Source organism: Allobosea sp. 05T422_2 (assembly GCF_056396265.1).
The window spans coordinates 1-6,419 of the sequence record NZ_JBFTLD010000337.1; the positions used below are offsets into that span (position 1 = coordinate 1).

Below are 6,419 nucleotides of genomic sequence, written 5' to 3' on the forward strand. Positions count from 1 at the left end.
ATCCTGCCTCGATCTCGATGTCCCTTTCGGGCAGCGCCATGGCTATATGGGCACCTATAATCACCTGCTGCAGCTCGGCGGGACCGTCTATCTGGAAATCGTCGCGCTCGACCCCGATGCGCAAGGGCCTGGCCGCGCACGCTGGTTCGGCCTCGACGATCGCATCGCCGTCAAAGCCGATTGGGATGCGGGGCGCCGCCTGCGCGGCTGGGTCGCGCGAACCGACACCATCGACCTTGTCCTTCAAGGCCGCGAAGACATCTTTGGGCGAAAGGTCTCGCTGCCATGGTCCGCCCCCTCCTTTGACTTCGCGATCCCGGATGACGGCGCCCTGCCCCTTGKCGGAGCAGCCCCTTCCCTCATCGACAGGCGGGGCAAGCCGCGCGCGATGGCTGCGATTGCGGATCTGGGTGCACGGCTGCGCTCATTCACGCTCGCACACCGTGACGCGGCCACCCTCTCGACGCTCTATGAGACGCTCGGGATCGACCGTCCGCCTGTCATCATACCAGGCGATGATCTGCGCTATCGTGCGCTGATCGAAACGCCAGCCGGCGTGAAGGAGCTGTCCTGAGCGAGCGAAAAGCCCGATCCCATCGGACTGGTGCTGTCCCCAGCCGGGAGAACTGCCGAGGCCCGTTCGCCCCGATCAGCAGCTCTTGAATCGCATCAACCCGCATGAAAATCTGAACCAATCGCAGAGCGGTTCAATGCAAGATGCCTGGCCATTGCGCCCCATGAACAAGGTACGCCGTATGCCCAAACGCCCACCGTTCGAGCGTATCGCGCTGCTTCTGCAAGGAGGAGGAGCGCTCGGGTCGTATCAGGCCGGAGTTTACCAGGCCCTGGCCGAAGCCGAGCTGCACCCTGATTGGGTGGCGGGCATCTCGATCGGCGCGATCAATTCCGCCCTGATCGCCGGTAATCCGCCGGGGAAGCGCGTGGATGCGCTGCGCGCCTTCTGGGAGGCGATCACTGCACCTCTGCCGGGTTTCCCCGCCTTGCTCTCGTCCATGCTGGGAGCGATGCCCTGGAATGGCGATCTCGCTCACGGCTGGCTCAACCAGACGCGCGCCTTCGCCACGCTGATGGGCGGCGCGCCGGACTTCTTCAGCCCGCGCCCGATCCCGCCCTTCCTGTCCTCGGATAGCGGTGCTGCTGCAGAGAGCTTCTACGATGTCAGCCCGCTCAAGGCGACGCTGGAGCGGCTCGTCGATTTCGATCGCATCAATGCCGGTCCGATGCGCTTCAGCGTAGGAGCCGTGAATGTGAGAACGGGCAATTTCGCCTATTTCGACACGGCGACCCATGTCATCGCGGCCGAGCATGTCATGGCCAGCGGGGCCTTGCCGCCGGGCTTCCCGGCGGTGGAGATCGATGGCGAGAGCTACTGGGATGGCGGACTTGTTTCCAACACTCCGCTGCAATGGGTCCTGGACAGCCGGCCTCGCCAGGACACGCTCGCATTTCAGGTCGACCTGTGGAGCGCGAAGGGCGAGTTTCCCAAGGATCTGGCCAGCCAGGATTCGCGCTTGAAGGATATCCGCTTCTCAAGCCGCACACGTGCAGCGACCGACCAGTTCCGGAAGAACCAGAGCCTGCGACGCGCGCTGCGGCATCTGATCGAATACGTTCCGAAAACGGCATTGGCCAACGCCGATCCTGACGTTCTCGCGTTGATCGCCGAGGCCGACGACAAGATCCACAACATCGTCCACCTGATCTACCGCTCCAAGAGCTATGAGGGCTCCTCCAAGGACTACGAGTTTTCGCGCGCGACCATGGAAGAGCATTGGGCATCGGGCTACGAAGACGCGTGCTTCACCCTGAGCTATCCCGAAGTGCTTCGGCCCGCGGAGACGCCCGATGGCGTCGCCACCTTCGATCTGGCTGAACTGGCGATGCGAAAGCGCAGTTAGTGGCTTGCGAGCATGTCGCAGCAGGCTTCAGGCAACGAGCAACGAGGACACAGCGTCATGAAGATCGCCGATGTGCGCGCCAATGCTTTCGCGATGCCACTGAACAATCCCGCCTACCCGAAGCCGCCCTACAAATTCTACAATCGCGAATTCGTCGTCATCAACTACCGGACGGATATCGAGCGGCTGCGCGCGTTCGTGCCCGAGCCGCTGGAGGTCATCGGCGATACCGTGGCCTATGAGTTCATCCGCATGCCGGATTCGACCGGCTTCGGCGACTATACCGAGACGGGTCAGGTCATCCCGGTGCGCTTCACCACCGCGTCGGGCGAGGTCCAGGAAGGCGGCTATGTCCACGCCATGTATCTCGACGACAATTCACCCATTGCCGGCGGGCGCGAGATCTGGGGCTTCCCGAAGAAACTCGCGACGCCGAAGCTGACGCATCAACAGGAGACGCTCGTCGGCACCCTGCATTACGGCTCGGTCCTCTGCGCGACCGCCACCATGGGCTACAAGCATCGCGAACTCGATCTGGCGCCGCTTGCCAAGGCCATGGCCAAGCCCGCCTTCATGATCAAGATCATCCCTCATGTCGACGGTTCGCCGCGCATCTGCGAGCTGGTGCGCTACTACATGGAGGACGTGACGTTGAAAGGGGCCTGGTCCGGCCCGGCCGCGCTGCAGCTCTTCGAGCATGCGATGTGTGACGTGGCGCGGTTGCCCGTCCACGAAGTGGTCTCGGCGAGCCACTACATTGCCGACCTGACGCTGGGCCTCGGCGAGGTCGTGTTTGACTACCTCGCGACCGACGCAGCCAAGGCCTGAACGGCGATCCGTTCGGCGCGGCGAGCGCGCGGCGGCGGATGGGAACAGCGTTTCAGTGTCGGAAACATCCTGGCTCCCTTGTCGAAGAGCTGCGGGACCGTCACCCCACGCGGAATAATCGACACTGCCGTGGTGGCCCGGCGCGCTGTTTCAGTCCGCCCGTGGGTGGTGGATCAGAGCGATGACGAGCAAGCAGTCGTTGTTGCAGACGGCGGCCGCTCCAAGATAGCGAAACGGATCGGTTCCGACGCAACGCCGCCTCATTGAGACAAGTGCAGTGAAGATGCCGAAACGTCAGCATTCACGGTAAGTGTTGCTGATTTGTATCTGCGCTCAGCTTCCGTATTCCCGCGGATAGTTCTCGTCAACAATGGCTATTCACCATTCGTTTTTTGGTCCTTTGCTCGGTGACGACGGGGCCAGCGGACGAATCGCGTTGGACGGTGCCTTTGGGGGGCGCAGCATGAATTTCTGGGCATCGACTGCGCGCCAGGCGCCTGCAGTAAGCGCGAACTCGGGCATGTCTACGGGCCGCGAACACCACCATTCCGGCATACGGCGGGCCTGGTTGGCCAGCGTATCGGCGCTCGCCATGCTCGGAGCCCTGGCGGCAACGCCGGCATTGGCGATCGATGTCGCGAACCAGAGCGACTGGAACGCGGCCGTGGCGGCCGTGGCCGCGGCGGGCGCCGGCTCCACGACCACGATCAACATCACCAATGGCTTTACGCTGACGAGTTCGCTCGCCCAGCTGCAGGCGAGCAACGCCAATGTCACGGTGAACATCACCGGCAACAACCAGGCGATCGATGGTGCGGCGGCCTTTCAAGGCATTCAGGTCAATGGCGCCAATGCGCCGACCGTCAACATCTCCAATCTCGCGATCACCAACACCGCCGCGCGCGGCGGCAAAGGCGAGAACGGGTATAACGGCTATTACAGCGGCGGGCTMGCGTATGGCTCGGGCGGCGGCGGGGGCGGCGGCCTCGGTGCGGGCGGAGGCCTTCTGGTCGGCAGCGGCGCCATCGTCACGATCGCCGAAGTCAGCTTCAGCGGCAATGCGGCGACCGGCGGTGCGGGCGGCAATGGCGGCGTGGCACAGAACGCGGCGGCAGATCCAGTCAATGGCGGCAATGGCGGCGCCGGTGGCGCAGCCAATAATGGCGGCGCCACCGGCGGCGGCGGCGCGGGCGGCCTCGGCGGCACCGGCGGCCATGCCAGCATGCAAGGGACCGCGGGCACTGCGGGGGCATCATTCGGCGATGGCGGCGGCGGCGGCGGCGGCTCCGGCACAACCAGCAGCACGGCCTATACGCCGAACAACAATGGCGGTGCAGGCAATGCGAATGGCGGCAATGGCGCACAGGGCGGCGATGGCGTTACCAACAACAACGGCTCGCAAGGCCCAGGCTCGGATGGCGGCTCCGGCGGCGCGGGCGGCGCGGCACGCGGGGGCGCGATCTATGTCGCCACCGGCGGCTCGCTGACCATCCTCGATTCCTCGATTTCGGGCGTCTCGGTCACCGGGGGGGCTGGTGGCACTCAGGGCGTCGGACAGGGCCCGAGCAGTTTCAGCGGGTCGCCCGGCGCAGCCGGCAGCGTCAGCGGCGCTGCGATCTACCTCAGCGGCGTGACGGCGAATATCGGCGTCTCGAGCGGGACGGTKACCTATGGCAGCTCTATCGGCGGCACTGGCCTGATTAGCGGCGGCGTTTCCACGGCGCTCAACAAGACCGGCGCGGGCACCCTCGTATTGTCCGCCGCGAACGACTTCACCGGCAATATCGCCATCAGCGGCGGCACGCTCTCGATCGGAGCCAGCAACAATCTTGGCAACGCCGCCAACGACCTGGTGCTCTCGAACGGCGGCACGCTGGCGGTCACGGCCACCACCACGCTGGCGGCGGCGCGGACGTTCAGCATCACCGGTTCCGGCGGCATCGACGTGGCCAGCGGCGCGACGACGACGCTGCAGGGCGTCATCTCGAACGGCTCCTCCGCCGGGAGCCTGGTCAAGGCCGGCGGCGGCACGCTCACACTTTCGGGCGCCAATACCTATACCGGAACGACCTTCATCAATGCTGGCACCCTGACCATCACCGGCGGCCAGGCGATCAGTGACGCCGGGCGTGTCGAGATCGCCAGCGGCGCGACCCTCGATGTTGCACAGAGCGAGACGATCGGCTTCCTGTCGGGTGTTACCGGCGCGCAGGTCATCATCGCCAGCGGCCAGACCCTGACGACCGAGGACAACACCGGAGCGGTCTTTGCCGGGGCGATCTCCGGCGCGGGCAGCCTCAAGCAGAACTTCGCGGGTACGACGACGATTTCGGGCACCAGCACTTATACGGGCCCGACATCCGTGACTGTCGGAACGCTGGTGGTGAACGGCTCCATCGCCTCATCTTCCAGCTTGACCGTCAATGCGGGCGCTACGCTCGGCGGCTCTGGCCAAGTGCCCGGCACCACAGTTTACGGCACGCTCGCGCCTGGCAATTCGCCCGGCACGATCACGGTCAACGGCAACCTGACGCTCGGCGTCGGCTCGACCTACATTGCCGAAGTGCAGGGCGCGGTCTCCGACCGGGTCAACGTCACCGGCTCGGCAACGCTTGCCGGCACGCTGCGGATCGTGCCGCTGGGTGGCCCCTACACCTTCAACAGTGCCTATATCCTGCTTTCGGCGGCCGGCGGCCGCAGCGGCACATTCGGCACGACCGATGTCACCGCGTCCTTCGGCGACGGCGTTTCCAGCGCGGTAAGCTACACCGCAAATGACGTGCTCCTGACACTGACGCCCAAGGCGATGACGACGCTCGGCGTCACGGCTCCACTGAACGCCTATTCCGTGGCCGCCGGCCTCGACCGGGCGGTGGCGGGCGGGGCCGATCCGTCTGCTTTGTTCGGCATCTACAACCTGCCGGCCGCAGCGATTCCCGGGGCGATGAACCAGCTTTCGGGCGAGGCCCATACGGCCGCACCGGCCATGGCGGTCTCGGCCGCCGACCAGTTCCTGCGTGCGATGCTCGATCCCTTCGCGGCGGGCCGTGGCACCGCCGGACCCGCTCCCGGCGAAGCCTCCTTCTCCGGCCTCGTCCGCAAGGGTGCCGATCTGCCGGCCCCGGCAGCGCGGCTCGGCAGCCCGGCCTATACGGTCTGGGGCGCGGCCTTCGGCTCGGTCGGTCGCACCGACGGCAGCGCGCGCATCGGCTCGGCCAAGCGCGATCTCGACGATGCCCATCTCGCCGTGGGCGCCGATTTTCGGATCATGCCCGGCACGGTCGCGGGCTTTGCGGTCTCCGGCGGCAGCGCCCGCTCCTCACTCGCCGGCGGTCTCGGCAAGGCCGAGGCCGATGTCTTCCAGGCCGGCCTCTACGGCACGACCCGGCTCGGGCCGGTCAATCTTGCTGCCGCACTCGGCTACGGCCGGCTCGAGAACGAGATCAAGCGCAGCATCCCGGTGCTTGGTAGCGCATTGTCTTCCTCCTATGCCACCACCGCCTGGAGCGGCCGGCTGCAGGCGAGCGCCGCGGTGCTGTCATGGAACGGCCTGACGCTCTCGCCGCTGGCGGCGCTGCAGGCGATCCAGGCGCGCAGCCCGGCCCTGACCGAGGCGAACTGGGCCGGGGCCAATGCCGGCGCGCTGGCGCTCGCCCGGCGCAACGACATCAC

At 66.2% G+C, this 6,419-nt stretch carries 4 protein-coding genes; all 4 read left to right on the forward strand.

Annotated features, from left to right (window positions below):
• Positions 1-574, forward strand: a 574-nt coding sequence (locus AC1DJT_RS33110; RefSeq protein ID WP_476835732.1) for a VOC family protein, incomplete at its 5' end; no start/stop codon positions are given.
• 181 nt (positions 575-755) lie between these two features.
• On the forward strand, positions 756-1,919 hold the full coding sequence (locus tag AC1DJT_RS33115; protein ID WP_476769895.1) for a patatin-like phospholipase family protein: 1,164 nt from the start codon (positions 756-758) through the stop codon (positions 1,917-1,919).
• 57 nt (positions 1,920-1,976) lie between these two features.
• The gene (locus tag AC1DJT_RS33120; RefSeq protein ID WP_476769896.1) at positions 1,977-2,747 is read left to right on the forward strand and encodes an acetoacetate decarboxylase; all 771 of its coding nucleotides are present in this window, start codon (positions 1,977-1,979) and stop codon (positions 2,745-2,747) included.
• Between the two features lie 520 nt (positions 2,748-3,267).
• Positions 3,268-6,419 (forward strand): autotransporter-associated beta strand repeat-containing protein (locus AC1DJT_RS33125; protein ID WP_476835733.1); only part of this gene is annotated, 3,152 nt, incomplete at its 3' end.